The sequence below is a fragment of the Cupriavidus sp. BIC8F genome (genome assembly GCF_032465815.1).
Classification (GTDB): Bacteria; Pseudomonadota; Gammaproteobacteria; order Burkholderiales; family Burkholderiaceae; genus Cupriavidus; species Cupriavidus necator.
The window spans coordinates 2,381,305-2,397,915 of record NZ_CP136095.1 but is presented as its reverse complement, the minus strand read 5'-3'; the positions used below and the strand labels follow the sequence as shown (position 1 = coordinate 2,397,915).

At 69.2% G+C, this 16,611-nt stretch carries 10 protein-coding genes and 2 pseudogenes; 3 read left to right on the top strand and 9 right to left on the bottom strand.

What is annotated here, in order from left to right:
* Positions 1 to 43: 43 nt before the first annotated feature.
* Entirely contained in the window at positions 44 to 529 is a 486-nt protein-coding gene (locus tag RS901_RS31135) for a helix-turn-helix domain-containing protein (RefSeq protein ID WP_316154383.1), read from the bottom strand.
* Between the two features lie 78 nt (positions 530 to 607).
* Between RS901_RS31135 and RS901_RS31130 the strand changes: the two genes are divergently transcribed.
* Positions 608 to 1,189 (top strand): GNAT family N-acetyltransferase, encoded by a 582-nt coding sequence (locus RS901_RS31130; protein WP_316154381.1) that lies wholly within the window; start codon positions 608 to 610, stop codon positions 1,187 to 1,189.
* Between the two features lie 9 nt (positions 1,190 to 1,198).
* Here RS901_RS31130 and RS901_RS31125 read toward each other — a convergent pair whose 3' ends face one another.
* Positions 1,199 to 2,074 (bottom strand): DMT family transporter, encoded by an 876-nt coding sequence (locus RS901_RS31125; protein WP_316154379.1) that lies wholly within the window; start codon positions 2,072 to 2,074, stop codon positions 1,199 to 1,201.
* 131 nt (positions 2,075 to 2,205) lie between these two features.
* A complete protein-coding gene (locus tag RS901_RS31120) occupies positions 2,206 to 2,628 on the bottom strand; it encodes a transcriptional repressor (protein WP_316154377.1) in 423 nt (140 codons plus the stop codon).
* Between the two features lie 99 nt (positions 2,629 to 2,727).
* On the opposite strand from RS901_RS31120, the gene RS901_RS31115 reads away from it, so the two are divergent.
* Together RS901_RS31115 and RS901_RS31110 are read left to right on the top strand one after the other, a co-directional pair.
* Positions 2,728 to 4,911, top strand: coding sequence for a TonB-dependent siderophore receptor (locus RS901_RS31115; RefSeq protein ID WP_316154376.1), 2,184 nt, complete (start codon positions 2,728 to 2,730; stop codon positions 4,909 to 4,911).
* Positions 4,912 to 4,913: 2 nt separating this feature from the next.
* Positions 4,914 to 6,129: pseudogene (locus tag RS901_RS31110) on the top strand (DUF1624 domain-containing protein).
* 28 nt (positions 6,130 to 6,157) lie between these two features.
* Here the strand turns inward: RS901_RS31110 and RS901_RS31105 are convergent.
* The 6 genes and pseudogenes from RS901_RS31105 to RS901_RS31080 form a co-directional block, all read right to left on the bottom strand.
* The gene (locus RS901_RS31105) at positions 6,158 to 7,891 is read right to left on the bottom strand and encodes an efflux transporter outer membrane subunit (RefSeq protein WP_316154374.1); all 1,734 of its coding nucleotides are present in this window, start codon (positions 7,889 to 7,891) and stop codon (positions 6,158 to 6,160) included.
* A 39-nt stretch (positions 7,892 to 7,930) separates the two neighbouring features.
* Positions 7,931 to 9,892: a glycosyltransferase gene (locus tag RS901_RS31100; RefSeq protein ID WP_316154372.1), complete on the bottom strand. Its 1,962-nt coding sequence runs from the start codon at positions 9,890 to 9,892 to the stop codon at positions 7,931 to 7,933.
* Between the two features lie 2 nt (positions 9,893 to 9,894).
* Positions 9,895 to 11,247: a hypothetical protein gene (locus tag RS901_RS31095; RefSeq protein ID WP_316154370.1), complete on the bottom strand. Its 1,353-nt coding sequence runs from the start codon at positions 11,245 to 11,247 to the stop codon at positions 9,895 to 9,897.
* A 27-nt stretch (positions 11,248 to 11,274) separates the two neighbouring features.
* Positions 11,275 to 12,654, bottom strand: a complete 1,380-nt coding sequence (locus tag RS901_RS31090) for an HlyD family efflux transporter periplasmic adaptor subunit (RefSeq protein WP_316154368.1) — start codon at positions 12,652 to 12,654, stop codon at positions 11,275 to 11,277.
* Between the two features lie 519 nt (positions 12,655 to 13,173).
* Complete coding sequence (locus tag RS901_RS31085; protein WP_316154366.1) at positions 13,174 to 14,640, bottom strand: MFS transporter; 1,467 nt, start codon at positions 14,638 to 14,640, stop codon at positions 13,174 to 13,176.
* A gap of 34 nt (positions 14,641 to 14,674) precedes the next feature.
* Positions 14,675 to 16,589 (bottom strand): annotated as a pseudogene (locus RS901_RS31080) (TRAP transporter large permease).
* Positions 16,590 to 16,611 lie beyond the last annotated feature (22 nt).

Here is a 16,611-nt window from a genome sequence, read left to right as displayed (position 1 = left end):
GTGCGGTGGGTTGCGCTGGTGCGGTGCAATACCGCGGTCGGCGCTATTGGTCCGAAGCCGGGGACTGGGCGTTGACGGGGACGATCCGCATATCGCGCGGCGATACTTCCGCGCCGTCCTCGTCGACCAGTGCCGCGCGCACCAGCTTGCCGCTGGCGCGCGAGCGGATCTGCACCGGGCCTTCCCCGGACGGGGCCATGTGGCTGTCGCCCCACTGCATCAGCCCGACCAGCACCGGCAGCAACTCCACGGCGGCGCGGGTGGGGCGGTATTCGAAGCGTTCGCGCTCGCCGGGCTCGCGGTAGCCGACCTTGCGCAGCAGGCCGGCGTCGGTCAGCGTCTTGAGGCGCGCGGACAGCACCGCGGGCGAGCATTCCAGCCGGCGCAGGAAGTCGTCGAAGCGCGTCACGCCGTGGAAGACGTCGCGCAGGATCAGGATCGTCCACTTTTCGCCGACCAGCGACAGCGTGGCGGCAATCGAGCAGTGGCGGAGGTCGGACGCGTTGGGGGTCATGATGCGGGCCAGCATAGCATGCTGACTTCATTTGCAAAAGTCAGGTTATCTCCTATACTCTGACTACAAATTTTGAATCCAGATGGTGCCAGGATGGATGATCAAAGCGAAGCCCGCACGGGCAAGGCGGAAAGCTGGATGGTGGGACGGGGCGTGCAGGTGACGCTGCGCCGCACGCGGCCACAGGATGGCGGGGCGCTGCGCGCGCTGGTGGACGGACTCTCGCGTGAGAGCCGCTACTTCCGCTTCCTGAGCGGCGGGCGCGTGGTGGACGCGATTGTCGACGGCCTGGCCGCGCCGGGGCCTGGCGGGGTGGCGCTGGTGGTGGAGGCGCCCGACGAAGAGGGTGTATCAGCCATTGTCGCCAGTGCGGAATACGTTGTGTCCGGGCAGGTCGGGGAATTTGCCGTGGTCGTTGCCGACGGCTGGCAAGGGCAGGGACTGGGGCGGCGCCTGATCGCCAGGCTGTGCGAGCTGGCCCGCGCGGCCGGCCTGCGCACCCTGCGCGGCGACGTGCTCAGCGAGAACCGCCGCATGCTGGCCATCCTGCGCGGCCTCGGCTTTGCCAGCCGCCGCAATCCGGAGGACAGCTACCTGCATGAAGTCACGCTGGCGCTTGGCCAGCCGGCGCGCAGCGAGCTGCGGCTGCCGGCGGACTGGTTCAGCGCGCCCTGATCCCAGCGGTCAACCGGCTTCGCGCTTGCCGCGCGAGGTCATGGTGCAGCCGACCGAGGCGGTGATGATGCTGGCGATCGCCAGCCATTGCAGCGCGCTCAGCTGTTCATGCAGGAACGCCAGCCCGGCCAGCGCGCCCATCGCCGGCTCCATGCTCAGCAGGATGCCGAAGGTGCGCCGGTGCAGGCGCTTGAGCGCCACCATCTCCAGCGAATAGGGAATCGCGCTTGACAGGATGCCCACCGCCAGCCCGAACAGCAGCAGCGTCGGGCTGAACATCGCGGTGCCCGCATGCGCCAGCCCGAACGGCAGCACCACCAGGGCTGCCATGGTCAGCCCCAGCGAGGTGGCCTGCCCGCCGTGGGCGTTGCCCGCCATCTGCCCGAACACGATATACAGCGCCCAGCCCACGCCCGCGGCCAGTGCATAGCCGATGCCCACAGTATCCAGCGTGCCGGCGGCATCGCCGACCGGCAGCAACAGCAGCAGCCCGGCCACGGCAAAGGCAATCCACAGGAAATCGATCGCGCGCCGCGACGACAGCACCGCGACCGTCAGCGGTCCGGTGAACTCGATCGCGATCGCCAGCCCCAGCGGGATGGTGCGCAGCGACATGTAGAACAGCAGGTTGGTCGCGCCCAGCGCCGCGCCGTACAGCGCGATTGCGCGCGCGTTGGCGCGCGTCAGCGGGATGCGCCACGGGCGCCAGACGCACAGCAGGATCAGCGCCGAGAAGCTCACCCGCAGCGCCGTGGTGCCCTGCGCCCCAAGCGCCGAGAACAGGCTCTTGGCAAACGAGGTGCCGATGCACAGCGAGGCCATCGAGCCGGTCAGGGCCAGCACTGCGATCAGGGTCGAGCGGCGGTGGGCGGCGGTTTGCGGCAATTTGGAGATCCTGTTTGATGGCGTGGCCTGTGCAATGCTGCCGCATCATGCGGCAAGCGCGGCGCGGGCGCCATATACAGGTGCGGGCCATTGGCTCAGTACAGTTGGCCGTGCCCGGAGCACGGCGCTGTTCAGTGGTCCCGCGCCGCCGCCTTGCGCCGCTTGCCGGGCTTGCTGGCGCAGTCCGGGCAACGCCCCAGCAGCGTCAGCTCGTGGTGCTCCACCTCGAAGCCCGGCGGCGTGATCTCTTCCATGTGCCCGGGGCACCCTTCCAGCGGAAATACGCGATCGCACGTCAGGCACTGAAAGTAGTGGCGGTGCGTCACGGCGCCGGGATCGCCCGCCAGTTCATAGCGGTCGGGCTGGCCCGGCAGTTCCACCGCATGCACCTGCGCATCGTCCAGCAGGGTGCGGATGTTGCGATAGACCGTGGCCAGACCCAAGGACGGCACCTGGCGCTGGGCCGCGGCCAGGATCTCGGCCGGGCTCAGGGGCCGGCCGGCTTCGCGCAGCGCGTCGATGACGGCGCCGCGTTGACGGGTCATGCGTTCCATGCCTAAAATCTTAATGAGAAAATATTATCATTAGTGACTCGCTGCGGTTTGCCAGTCGGATGGCCGCCGCCGCGACTCGTTTTTGTTGGGGTGTTCCTTATGCTGCTTGCGCAGCCCAGCCGTGCCCGGCGCCGCGCGCGGTTTTCGTTCCTGCCTGTTGTGCCAGACTTGCGCCCGGTCCAGGCGCGCTCATTGCGGCCGGTGGCCGCCCTGATGCTGGCGATGTCCGGCCTGGCCGAGGCGGCGGATACCGCCGAGGCCTCCGATATTACGCTGCCGGCGGTGTCGGTGGTCGGCACGGCCTCCGCATCATACAACCCGCCCGACGCCTCCGGCGCGACCCGCACCGACACGCCGCTGCGCGAAATTCCGCAGTCAGTGCGCGTGGTGCCGCGCGCCATGCTGGACGACATTGCCGCGACCCGTTTCGACCAGACCTTCGACTATGTCAGCGGCATCGCGCGCCAGAACAACTTCGGCGGCCTGTGGGACAACTTCGCCATGCGCGGCTTCACCGGTCATGAGAACACCGGAGCGGGCTACTTGGTCAACGGCTTTGCCGCCAACCGCGGCTATACCGCGCCGATGGACGCGGCCACCATCGAGCGCGTGGAAGTGCTCAAGGGCCCGACGTCATCGCTGTACGGCACCAGCGAGCCGGGCGGCACCTTCAACGTGGTCACGCGCCAGCCGCAGTTCCGGCCCGCGCAGCGCTATGGCTTCGAGCTTGGCACGCGCGACGGCTATCGTGCCACGGCCGACGTCACCGGGCCGCTCGGCGAGAACGTGGCCGGCCGGCTGATCGCCGTGGCCGACCACCAGGGCAGCACGCGCGACTACATCAACAGCCAGCGCTACCTGGTGGCGCCGTCGTTCACCTGGACGCTGGGTAACGACACCGTGCTGCAGTACGCGGCTGAATTCCAGCGCTACACCACGCCGATGGACCGCGGCGTGGTGGCCGTCAACGGCCAGCTGGGGCGCATCCCGCGCTCGCGCTTCCTGGGCGAGCCCGGCGACGGCGACATGCGGCTGGACAGCCAGTCGCACCAGCTCAGCGTGGAGCACCAGCTCAGTCAGAACTGGAAGGGCAGGCTCGGCCTGTCGTATCGTGGCGGCGCACTGACGGGGCACAGCAGCGAGGGCGCTTCGCTGGCCGCCGATGGCCGCACGCTCTGGCGCCAGCGCCGCTACCGCGACTTCCAGTCGGACGATGTCTCGCTGCAGGCCAGCGTGACCGGCAAGTTCAGCACCGACCCGGTCGGGCATGAACTGCTGATGGGGATGGATGCCTACCGCTTCGGCAATACCATGGCGATCCTGCGCAAGAACCCCAGCGCCGCGGCGCCGTACGCGATCGACATCTACGAGCCGGCCTATGGCCAGCCGGCGCCGCCGATGCCGTGGAACATGGACACGTACGAGCGCCAGCGCAATCTCGGCGCCTACGCGCAGGACCAGCTGAGCCTGGGCGCGCGCTGGCGCGTGCTGGCCGGCGTGCGCTTCGACGCCTTCGACCAGTCGCTGGACAACCACCTGCGCGGCACGCGCACCACGCAGCACCAGAATGCGGTGTCGCCGCGCGTGGGCGTGAGCTACCTGGCCAGCCAGAACGTGTCGCTGTTTGCCAATGCCAGCCAGTCATTCCGTCCCAATGCAGGCGCTGACGCCGCGGGCCAGCCTTTCGACCCCGAGCGCGGGCGCGCCGTGGAGGCCGGCATCAAGTTCGACAGCGAGGACCGCCGCACCGGCGCCACGCTGGCCATCTTTGAGATCCGCAAGCGCAATGTGCTGGCCGCCGACCCGTCCGATCCGTCCTTCTATATCGCCGCCGGCGAGGCGCGCAGCCGCGGCCTGGAACTGGACGTGGCCGGGCAGCTTGGCACCCACTGGCGCGTGTCGGGCAGCTTTGCGCTGACCGATGCCGAGATCACGCAGGACACGCGACTTGCCGCCGGCACGCCGCTGTCCAACGTGCCGCGCACCAGCGGCAGCGTGCTGGCGGTGTATGAGGATGCCGCGCCGGTGGGCCAGCGCTATGGCGTCGGTGCCGGCCTGCGTTACGTGGGGCGGCGTCCGGGCGATGTGCAGGACAGCTTCTCGCTGCCGGCCTATGTGCTGGTGGACCTGCATGGCTACTGGCAATACAGCCGCAATGTGCGCGTGTCGCTCAACGTGGGCAACCTGTTCGAAAAGACCTACTACGCCAGTTCGTACAGCAGCCTGTGGATTGCGCCGGGGGCGGGCCGCAGCGTGCGGCTGGGCGTGCAACTGAGCTATTGACGATGCTGCCAGCCAAGGCGCGCACTGCCGCGCCCCTGTCTTCTCCGACAGTCTTCCCTTCTGCCGCGGTTGCGCGGCCGGCCGGCGGCCGGCTGCTGTCCATCGACGCGCTGCGTGGACTGGTGATCCTGATCATGCTGCTGGACCACGTGCGGGATATGTTCTTCCTGCACGTCCAGGTGGCCGATCCCATGGATGTCGCCACGACCTCCCCGGCACTCTTCTTCAGCCGGCTCGCCGCGCATCTGTGCGCACCGGTTTTCATCTGGCTGGCCGGCGTATCGGCGTGGCTCTACGGTGCCGCCGGCCACGACCGGCGCGCCGTCAGCGGCTTCCTGCTCAAGCGCGGCGTGTTCCTGGTGCTGCTCGAGGTGACGCTGGTCGGCTTTGCCTGGACCGGCACCTTGCCGCCGCAGGTGATCTACCTGCAGGTGATCTGGGCCATCGGCCTGAGCATGATGGCGCTGGCGGCACTGGTGTGGCTGCCGCGGGCGGTGCTGATCGCGGCGGGCATGGCGCTGGTGGCCGGCCACAACCTGCTGAGCCCGCTGCATTTCCCGGTGGACAGCGCCTGGCACGTGCCCTGGGCCATCCTGCACGAGCGCAGCTGGATCGAGGTGGCTGACGGCTTCAGGGTGCGTACCTCATACCCGGTGCTGCCGTGTCGGCGTGATTGCGCTGGGCTATGCGGCGGGGCCGTGGTTTGCCGCCACGGTGCCTGCCGGGGTACGGCAGCGGCGGCTGGCCGGATGCGGGCTGGCGGCGCTGGCAGGCTTTGCGGTGCTGCGCACGCTGAACGGCTACGGGCAGGAGCAGAAGTGGATGTCGGGCAGCGACGCCTTGCACACCGCGATGAGCTTCCTCAACGTCACCAAATACCCGCCGTCGCTGCTGTTCCTGCTGCTGACGCTGGGCGTGGGCTGGTTGCTGCTGGCGTGGCTGGAGCGTGCGCAGGGAAGCTTGATCGCGCGGGACCTGGCCGTGTTCGGCGCCGTGCCGATGTTCTTCTACCTGCTGCACCTCTACGTGCTGCAGGGGCTGTACCAGGCCTGCGTGCACCGCTGGGGCCTGAACCAGGGCAAGGTGTTCGGCCTTGACCACGTCTGGCAGCTGTGGCTGGGGGCGGCCGTGCTGGCCCTGGTGCTGTGGCCGGCGGTGCGCTGGTTCGCGGCGCTCAAGGCAAGGCGGCGGGACTGGCGCTGGCTGAAGTACTTCTGACCAGCGCCTGGGTCCCGCACGCCCCGGCTCAGCGCGGCGTGGCCGCGACGGGTGCCGGCTGTGCCGCCGCCGGGGATTGCGCCGGAGCCTGGGGTTGCGCCGCGGCCTGGGGCCGCGCTACGGCCTGAGGTTGCGCCACGGCTTGAGGTTGCGCCACGGCTTGAGGCCGTGCTCCCGCCTGGGGCTGTGCCGCGGCTTGCGGCCGTGCGGCGGGTGCCTGGCGTGCGCCGCCATTGGCCGCCGGGGCGGCCTCGGTCACCTCGCGCCAGCCGCCGCCCAGCGACTTGTACAGCGATACGCGGCTGGTCAGGCCGGCCAGCTTGTACGTGATCAGCGCCTGCTGCGCGGTGTAGAGCTGGCGCTGCGCGTCGAACACGCCGAAGTAGTCGTCCACGCCATTCTTGAAACGCATTTCCGACAGCCGCCGGGTCTCGCTGCCTTCGCGCACCAGGGCTTCCTGCGCCTGCACCTGGCGCTCATAGGTGGCGCGTGCCGCCATGCTGTCGGCCACTTCGCGGAACGCGGTCTGGATGGTCTTCTCGTAGTTGGCGACGTTGATGTCCTTGCGCACGTTGGCCGCATCCAGCCCGGCACGGTTGCGCCCGGCATCGAAGATCGGCACGGTCAGCTGCGGCGCGAACACCCACGCCATGCCGCCGGAGAACAGCCCCGCCAGGCTGCTGCTGGCCACGCCCAGCGCGCCGGTCAGCGAGATGCGCGGGAAGAACGCCGCGCGCGCCGCGCCGATATTGGCATTGGCCGCCTTGAGGCGGTGCTCGGCGTTGAGGATGTCGGGGCGGCGCACCAGCACGCTGGACGGCAACCCTTCGGGGAACTCGCTCACGAGGGTGCGCGCGTCCAGCGGATCCTGCGCGGCCGCGTTGGCGTTGGCAGCTGCCGCGCCGGCATCGGTCACGGATTTCGGCAACGGGCCGCCGATCAGCAAGGACAGCGCGTTCTCATCCTGCGCCACCTGCCGCGTGTATTGCTCAACGCCCACCTGCGAGGTCTGCACCTGGGTTTGCGCGCGATGCTGGTCCAGTTGCGCCATCGCACCGACCTGGCGCCCGCGCCGCACCATCTCTGCCGCATCCTGCTGCGTCTTCAGTGTGTCCTGCGACAGCTTCAGCAGCGCGCGGTCGGCCAGCAGTGTCAGGTAGGCGTTGGCCACCTCGGACACCAGGCTGATCTGCGCGCTGCGGCGCGCTTCTTCCGTGGCCATGTATTCCTCGAGCGCGGCATGCTTGAGGCTGCGCACCCGGCCGAAGAAATCAAGCTCGAACGCGGTGAAGCCGATGCCTGCGTTATAGGTGGTGATCTGCGGCGACTGGCCCGCCGCGCGCAGCCGTTGCGGCAGCCGCTGCGAGACCATGCCGGCATTGCCTTCCACCGTGGGGAATTGCGCCGCGCGCTCGATCTGGTAAAGCGCACGCGCTTCGTCGATGGCAAGCGTGGCCATGCGCAGGTCGCGGTTGTTGGCCAGCGCCAGTTCGATCAGCTGCCGCAGTTGCGGATCGACGAAAACATCGCGCCATCCCAGGTCCGCGGCCGAAGGGCCGGCGGGTTGGGCCGGCTGGCCCGGCTGTGCCGCACTGGCCTGCGGGGTGCGGTAGGCAGCGCCCTCCGGCCACGCCGACGGGACCGGCGCGTCGGGGCGCTGGTATTGCGGTTCGAGCGAGCAGGCCGCAAGGGCCAGCACGAGTGCGCCTTGCAGCAGCAGGCGCGGCGGGGGCAGAGTACGGGGGCGTGGCAAGCTTCGCATGGATGGTTCCGGAGAGTGGGGATTGTTATCTGGCATGGTTCAGCCCAGCAGCGCGCGCCGCACAAAGCGCGACAGCGCCAGCTTGGGCCGCCCCTGCCGGGCGATGTTGTGTGCGGGATCGGTGAACAGCAGCCGGATCAGCGCGTGGCGCGCCGCCATGCCGGCGTTCAGGGCGATGCCCAGCAACTGGCCGTCGCGGCGCACCACACGGCACGGGATCCAGCCGGTCTGCGCCAGCCACAGCGCGCCCTCGGTGCCGGCTGGGAAGGCAGGCGCCAGCGGCGTGGTGACGGCAACGCCGTTGCAGGAAAGATCCCTGGTGGTCACGCGGTATTCCTTGTCATGCACGCGCAGCAGCGCTGCCGCGCGGTGCGGGAAGCGCTCTTCTTTGCGCGGGCGCGGCAGTTCCACGCAGACCAGCAGCGAGGCCAGGTACAGCATCAGCGCCACCCCGGTCCAGATCGTGTTGAAGGCGAGCCCTTGCGCATCGGGGTCCACCACCAGGGCGCGGCCCAGGCCCAGCGCGGAGAAGCCCAGCAACCCCGCGTACAGCGCAACGAACTTGCCGTGGATCACCAGCTTGGAGCGGTCCAGCCCCTTGTTGGTCACCTTGAACGGCCGCCCGAACGGCTTGAACATCGCGCTCACCAGCGATGCGGTGACGGCCAGTGCCGCCACGATCTGCGTGACCTCGGTGAAGATCGGCAGCGCGCGCTGGCCGGTGATCCAGATGCTGTACGCCCAGTACGCCACCAGCGCCGGCAGGCCGTAGGCGAGAAACTGCAGCGGCTCGCCGTACAGCGTGGAGACGCCGAAGTACCAGTACAGCAGCGGCCCTGCCAGCAGCATCAGCGTGAACGGCCGCGACAGCCAGTGCAACAGGCCGTGCACGTAGTGCAGCCGCTGCATCCCGGTGTAGCCGCGCCCGCGCAGCGGCCCGTCCGCGGTCAGCGCCACCTGGATCGTGCCCAGCCCCCAGCGGCTGCGCTGGCTGATGTACTCGGGCAGGCCTTCGGCGGACAGCCCCACGCTCAGGCGCTCATTGAGCCAGCGCGTGAGATAGCCGTGCGGCAGCAGCCGGTAGGTCAGGTGGATGTCCTCGGTCACCGTGCCGGTGGGGAAGCCGCCGATCAGGTCGATCAGGTCGCGCCGCACCACGAACGAGGTGCCGATGCAGAACGCCGCGCCCCAGGCGTCCTTGGCCGGCTGCATCACGTCGAAGAAGGCGCGCTGCTCATCGACCCAGCATTCGGTGGCGCGCAGGTTGTACTGGATCGGATCCGCGTTGTAGTAGAACTGGGGCGTCTGCACCACGCCCACGCGCGCATCGCTGAACAGGCCCACGGTGCGCAGCAGGATATTGCGATGCGGCGCGAAGTCGGCGTCCAGCACCAGGATGTAGGGCGCGCCGCCGGCCGCGGCGCTGTGGCGCAGGCCGTTGTTTAGATTGCCGGCCTTGGCGTGGGCATTGTCCGGGCGTGTCACGTAGTGCGCGCCGACGCGTTCGCAGAACTCGCGCAGCCAGTCGCGGCGGGTGTCGTCCAGCACCCAGACGCGGAAGTCCGGGTAGTCGATCGCCAGCGCCGAGACAATGGTCTTCTCCAGGATGTCCAGGCCTTCGTTGTAGGTGGCGATGAAGATGTCCACCGGCGGCACCTGCTTGGCGCGGCGCAAGGCGGCCTCGCCCGCGTTGGCGTCGGGGGTGTGGTTGCTGGTGCGCGCCAGCACCACGATCGACAGCAGCGTATAGGCCAGCGTCATGCATTCGAAGGCAAAGAACACATGGGCCCACACGCTGGCGAAGGTCATCTGCCAGTCCGGCAGCGTTTCGCGGATGCGCCAGGTCAGGTACACCGCCAGCAGCAAGGCGGTGACGCCGCCGAACAGCACACGGTCCGCCGGCCGGTCATGCCGGCACAGCATCGAAAGCAGCACCATCGCCAGCAGCACGCCGCCGTTGATGACCAGCAACGTCTGATTTTCCAGAAACAGGGCGAACATCGTCACTCCTTGGCGGCGGTGTTGGTAGGGGCGGTTGCAGGTGCCGCGGCCGCAATGGCCGGCGGCGGGCAGGACGGTTCCAGGCATCCGCCCGGACGGAAGGGGTTCCAGCGCGCCGCGGCCAGCACGGCCCATGCGGTGGCGCCCAGGTGGGGCAGGTGGAAGTAGTGGAAGTCTTCCGTGGTCGAGGTGGGCCCGATCGACAGCCCGGTGCTGATGCGCGCCTCGGGCGTGGCGTAGAGCATCCCGGACGGCGCCCGCTGCGACAGCAGCAGCTGCCACAGTGGCTGCGCCTGTTGCGCCTGCCCGGCGGCCTGCAGCACCAGCGCGGCCTGCCCGGTGCCTTCGGTCCAGATGCCGTCGGGGCCGCCCTTGAAGCCGTAGCCCGCGCCGGCGCGGTGCTTGGCCTCCACCCACGCCAGGTTGCGGCGCCAGTCCTGCGGCGGGTCCGGGATCGCGATCAGCGGCCACAGCACCGCATCCAGCGCGGACGGGCCGGCGTTTGGCGCGCGCCCGTCGTCGCGCGTGCCGATGATGAAGCGGCCCTCGCGCGCCTGCCACATGGCGCCGACAAAGCCGCGCGAGCGCGCCGCGCCATCGCGCCAGCGCGGATCGTTGCGCTGGCTGGCGAGCCAGCTGAAGGCGGCATAGGTATCGACGTTGTGCTCGGTCGACTTCCAGCCCTGGCGGGTCTGCTTCGGCTCATGGCCGAAGAAGCCGCCGATATAGCCGGCGGGCGCGCCCGTGTCGGGCACGGTGGCATGCACCCAGCCCATCAGCGCGGCGGCGCCATCGAGGTAGCGCGCATCGCGCGTGGCGTCATGCACGGCCAGCAGCAGCAGCGCGGCCCAGGCCACGTTGCCGGTGGCGGTGCCGGCCTGGTAGGCATCTTCAAACCAGCGCTTGCTGGGTTCGTCCCACCAGCCTGGCAGCGGCACCGGGCCAGCCGGCAGCGGGCCGGCGCGGTAGGCGTTGCGCAGGCGCGCATCGCGGAAGTGGCGGTCCTGGCGGGTCGCTTGCAGCAAGGCGTCGGCAATGCGGCGCGCTTCGGCGGGGCGCTTGCAGGCCACCAGCGCGATGCCGGCCAGCGCGTTGTCGTAGACGAAGGCGGCATTGCGCAGCGCCGGGGCCAGCGGCTCGCCGCCCGGCGCGGGTTCATAGCTGGCGAGGAAGACGGGGCCGTTGCCGCTTTCACGGCTGACGCGCTCGGCCAGCGTCTTGCAGCCGTCGGCCAGCAGCGTCTGCTGGGCAGGCTCGGCAGCGCGCGCCGCGCATGGCGCCAGCGCCAGCACGGCGGGAAGCAGCGCGCCGGCAACCAGGCGGGGCAGGCGTGCAGTCGGGATCGGCAGTCGCATCCGGGTCTCCTTTGCCTGCGTCGGCGGTTATGTCAGCGATGCCCGCAGCTGGCCCAGCCAGCTCTGGTTCAGCGTCACGCGCGCCCAGCGGCCCATGCCGCAATGGCCGGACTGGCTTGGCCCTGCCGCGGCCCGTGTTGCTGTCCCTGAGGCAGCAGCCTTGCCCGGCACGTTGTCCAGCGGGCGGTCGAGCTTGGCGATCACATAGATCTCGTTCTTCTCGATCGGCGGGAATGGCACGAAATAACGCGCCTGATCGCCGTCCGGCGCGCGCGGCAGCACCTCTGCCACCGATGCCGGCAATGCCGTGGGCACGCCGTCGACATGCACGTTCAGCCGTGCACCGGGCAGCAGGTTGTCGCTGAGGCTGCGCGGGAATACCGCCACCACGCGGGTCTGCGCGCAGTTGCTGGCGCGCGCCAGGGTGGCGCCGGCGGCCACGCGCATGCCGGGCTGCGCAATCAGGTCTTCGATGGTGCCGGGTTCGGTCGAGCGGATCTCCAGGTTCGAGAGCCGGTCGAGGCGTTCCTGTTCCGTGGCGATCATCTCGTCGACCGACTTGCCATAGGCCTCCAGTTGCTCCAGCTCTGCCGTCAGCTGTGCCGATTCCGCGCCCAGTACCTGGCGCCGCTGGGCCAGCGTGGCGCTGGGGCCGTCGGTGGACGAGGCATAGACCTTGTTGCGCGCGGCCTCGCTCACGCCGACGGCGTTATCCAGCTCGGCCTTGGCCGCCGCCTTGGCATTGGAGAGCATCGACAGCTGGTAGCGCGAGGCATTGGTGTAGGCCTCGCTGACCGCCCCGGCCCACTGCATGCTCTGGTTGCGGTTGACCACTTCCTGCTGCTGGTCTTCCTGTGCGCTGGCCGATGCCAGGCGCGCCTCCAGCCCGCGTACGCGCGCCGCGTGCTCGCGTTGCGCAGCGCTGTTGTAGCGCTGCAGGTCCTGCTCGGTGGCGGCCATCAGCCGGCGGTTGCTCTCCAGCCGCGCCTTGGCAGAGTCATAGCGCTGCTGGTTATCGAGCTTCTTGCCGGTCAGGTCGACCAGCAGCGAACGGTCGATGTTCGGGTTCTGCACGATCATCAGTGCCTGGTTGGCCGAGAACGGCCGGTCCGCGGCCACCATCTGCTTCATCACGATGCCTTCCACGGGAGAGGTCACCAGGCTGACCGGGCTGTTCACCACGGCCCGCTCCGATGAGCGCGTAAACACATTTGGAAACATGATTGTCAGTACGGCCCAGATGATGAACAGCACCACGCCGTAGCCCGCCATGCGCGGCACGATATGCCACAGCGGCACCGGAACGGGCTGCGGGCGTTGCACCAGGCCGTCGCCGTGGGGCTGGCGCAGCGGAGCCGGTGTCAGCGGGTGTTGTCTGGGTGGCGGATTATTGCGCTGGTCGCCCATGGTGTTGTTCTCCGGCAAGCAAAGTCAAAAAGCATCCCCGCCGGCATGCACGGGGTGCAGGCCGGGCGAGCGAAATTCCAGGCAAGCGGGTAGCGTCGCGCAAGGGCTGTCGCGCGATGCCCGGCTTGCATGTCCCCAATTCAGCTTGTTGTCTGCAGCACGCGCGATGTGGCCAGGCCGTATCGGCGCACCTTGCAATCGGGCCGACAAGCAGCCCGTGGATTAGCCCGGCTTCATCCGGGCAGAGTTGAACAATGGCCAGTCAATGACCAAGAAGTGGCAGCCCGCTGACGCAAAGATTCATGCACTCAGGCTGCCGCGTGTGAGTTAAAGGCTAGTCAGTTGCCGCGTCCCTTGCTGTAAAAATGTGTAAGAGGAGGCTGTAGCACTGCTTAACACGGCAGTAACATGGCATGCGCTGCACGACGAATGCGGCACACATTGACGGGGTCTTGATAACGCTGGCGAAGGTGTTGAATCTGGCAGCGATGGCAGCTGACGCGCGCTGCGGTGACGCGGCTAATCGTCGGCAGCGAGCGGCGGTGCGATGTGCTCCAGCGGCCGGCGTTCGGCGTCGATGCCGAAGCGCAACGCCAGCAGCCCGGCGACGATCACCAGCACCGCGCCGAAGCCGTAGCCTGCAGCCACGGCTTCGCGGCTGCCGCTTTCAATCAGCGCGCCCAGCAGCACCGGCGCGATAAAGCCGCCGGTGCCGGTGCCCACGGCATAGAAGACCGAGATCGCCAGCGCGCGCATTTCCAGCGGGAATACTTCGCTGGCGGTCAGGTAGGCGGAGCTGGCCGCGGCCGAGGCCAGGAAGAACACCGCCGACCAGCACAGCGCCTGGGCGCGCGCATCGAGCCAGCCTTCAACGAAGGCCCAGCCGGTCAGTGCCAGGCCGATGCCGGACAGTACATAGGTGGCGCCAATCATGCGCCGGCGCCCGATGTGGTCGAACAGCGGGCCAAGCAGCAGCGGCCCCAGGGCGTTGCCCAGCGCAAAGGGAAAGATATACAGCGCCACGCGCGCTTCCGGCACGGCATAGAAGCGTGTCAGCACCAGCGCATAGGTGAAGAAGATCGCGTTGTAGAAGAAGGCTTGCGCCACCATCAGCGCCAGCGTGATCACGCTGCGGCGGCGGAAGCGCCGCAACAGCAGGCGCATGACTTCGCCCACGCCCGGCGCGGCGCGCCGGCGCATGGTCATCGCCACGCAATCGGGTGCCACCGGCGGCAGCGGGCCGTGGCGGGCGCGCACCTCGGCCTCGATCGCGGCGATCACGCGCTCGGCCTCTTCCAGGCGGCCGTGGGTGGCAAGCCAGCGCGGGCTCTCCGGCACATGCTTGCGCACCAGCACGATTGCCACGGCCAGCACCGCGCCCAGGGCGAAGCAGACGCGCCAGCCCCAGACCGGGCCGAACACGCGCGCATCGAGCAGCACCAGGCTCAGCCCGGCGCCCAGCGCCGCGCCCAGCCAGAAGCTGCCATTGATGGCCAGGTTGACACGCCCGCGCACGCGCGCCGGGATCAGTTCGTCGATGGCGGAATTGATGGCCGCGTATTCGCCGCCGATGCCAAGGCCGGTGAAGAAGCGGCAGGCCGCAAAGAAGGCAAAGCCGGGTGAGAACGCGGTGGCCAGCGTCGCCACCATGTAGACCGCGAGCGTGGCCAGGAACAGCCGCTTGCGCCCGAGCCGGTCGGCCATGCGCCCGAACACCAGCGCCCCCAGCACCGCGCCGGCGATATACAGCGACCCCGACCAGCCCACCTGCGTCGCGGTCAGGCCCAGCGTATCGGGGCGCTCCAGCACGGCGCCGACCGAGCCCACCAGCGTGACTTCCAGGCCATCGAGCACCCAGGCAACACCCAGCGCAATCGCCACGCGCCAGTGCCAGCGCGACCATGGCAGGCGGTCCAGCCGCCCGGGAATGTCCGTGCGGAATGCGGTGTCGACGGGAAGGCTGGCGAGGGCGGTATCGGTTGGCATCGCCAACCAGTATAGGAAACGGGTGCCGCCGCGCTCAGCGGTACAGCACCGTGGGCAGCCAGAGGCCGATGCCGGGGAAGACGTAGAGCAGCACCAGCGCAATCAGCTGGATGCCCATGAACGGCAGCACGCCCAGGAAGATCTGGTTCAGCGTGACATGCGGCGGCGCCACGCCCTTCAGGTAGAACGCGGCCATGGCCACCGGCGGCGACAGGAAGGCGGTCTGCAGGTTCAGCGCCACCAGCAGGCCGAGGAACAGCGGGTCAATGCCGAAGTTGTCCAGCAGCGGGATAAAGATCGGCATGAAGATGATGATGATCTCGGTCCATTCCAGCGGCCAGCCGAGCAGGAAGATGATCACCTGGGCCAGGATCATGAACTGCACCGGCGACAGGTCCAGCGACAGCACCCATTGCTCGACCAGCGCCTGTCCGCCCAGCAGCGCGAACGCGGCAGAGAAGATCGACGAGCCCACGCACAGCCAGCACACCATGGCGCTGGTCTTGGCCGTCAGCAGCACCGATTCCTTGACCACGCGGAAGTTCAGCTGCCGGTACGCGGCCGCCAGCAGCGCGCCGCCGAGCGAGCCCACCGCCGCGGCCTCGGCCGGCGTGGCCAGCCCGAACACGATCGAGCCCAGCACCGCGAGGATCAGGAGCGCCAGCGGGAAGAACGATGCCAGCAGCATCTTGAAGATTTCCAGCCGCGCGAAGCTGAAGCGCCAGTAGAAGTACACCAGCACCGCCGCCACGGCGGCCAGCGTGATCCAGAACCAGCGCGGTGCAGATACCGCGCCCGCCGCCGGCGCTGGCTGCGCGCCGGCTGGCGCTGCGGTCGTGGGGTGCAGGGGTAGCAGCGGCGGGGGCGGCCGGTGCGGCGGGCGCAGCGGATTCTTCCACCGGCGGCGCCTGCAGGCCGTCGAGCGCCGCGCTGCGTTCCTCGGCGCCGCCCAGCGACAGCGGTGCTTCCGCCGTGATGCTGGCGGCGGGCGCGGTGAGCGCGCCGTATATGGTGCCCATCACCAGCACCACGGCGAGCGCTGGCAGCAGCACGATGCCCAGCTGGCGCGCGAACACGGCCGTCGGCAGGTCGGCATTGCGCGGGCCCTTGAGCGCGCGCATCAGGCCGGCACCGAGCGCAGGCAAGGCATGGGTGGCGCCGCGGGCTTCCAGCGTGCGCGCCACCGGCGGCAGCGGCACCACCCGCTCGGCTTCCGGCAGCGGCGGCGCCAGCGCAGGCTTGAGCTTGGCCACGATCAGGATGTAGACAATGTAGAGACCGGTCAGCATCAGGCCCGGGAAGAACGCGCCCGCATAGAGCTGCACCACCGACACGCCGGCGGTGGCGCCGTAGACGATCAGCAGCACCGACGGCGGGATCAGGATGCCCAGGCAACCGCCCGCGGTGACCGCGCCGGCCGACAGCGACGTGCTGTAGCCCGCGCGCAGCATGGCGGGGAAGGCCAGCAGCCCCATCAGCGTGACCACAGCGCCGACGATGCCGGTGGCGGTCGCGAAGATCGCGCAGGTCACCAGCGTGGCGACTGCGAGCGAGCCGGGAATCCACGCCAGTGCAAGGTGCAGGCTGCGGAAGAGCTTCTCGATCAGGTTGGAGCGCTCGACCAGGTAGCCCATGAACACGAACAGCGGGATCGAGATCAGCACGTCGTTGGTCATGACGGCATAGGCCCGCTGCACCATCAGGTCCAGCGTCTGCTGCACCGCGATCGAGGGGTCGGCGTGGCGGTAGGCCAGCCAGGCGAACAGCACGCCCATGCCCATCAGCGTGAACGCGGTGGGGAAGCCCAGCATGATCGCCACCACGATCAGCGCCAGCATCAGCAGGCCGAGGTGCCCGTTGGTCCAGTCCGCCGGCGCGGGCATGAACCAGGCCACGGCGCCGATGATCAGCACCATCAGGGAAGCGCCGAACCACAGTTCCTTCCTCATCGGCCGGCTCCAGGCTGGTCGT